Genomic DNA, 322 nt, shown 5'->3' with positions numbered 1-322 from the left:
GATCGTGGCCATGGACGGCTTCGGGGGCTACAAGAACGCCGCGGTCGAGGCGCTGCCCGACGCGGTCACGGTGATGGACCCGTTCCACGTCGTCGCTCTGGCCGGGCACAAGCTCGACCTGTGCCGTCAACGCGTCCAACAGGACACCCTCGGGCACCGCGGGCGCTCCGGAGACCCGCTCTACCGCGTCCGCCGCACCCTGCGAACCCGCCTCGGGCTGCTCACCGACCGCCAACGCGCCCGCCTCGAGACCGTGTTCGCCTACGACGAGCACGTCGCGGTCGAGGTGACCTGGTGGGCCTACCAGCAGATCATCGCCGCC

Annotated in this window: 1 protein-coding gene; it reads left to right on the top strand. The window is 71.1% G+C overall.

Features of this window, described 5'->3' with window-relative positions; all coding sequences use genetic code 11:
• Positions 1-322 (top strand): transposase (locus tag QSK03_RS32990; protein ID WP_285660076.1); only part of this gene is annotated, 322 nt, incomplete at both ends.

It is taken from the genome of Actinomycetospora sp. NBRC 106375 (assembly GCF_030269665.1).
In the GTDB taxonomy this organism is placed as follows: Bacteria; Actinomycetota; Actinomycetes; order Mycobacteriales; family Pseudonocardiaceae; genus Actinomycetospora.
Note: the sequence above shows the minus strand (reverse complement) of the source record. Positions and strands in the feature narration are given on the sequence as shown.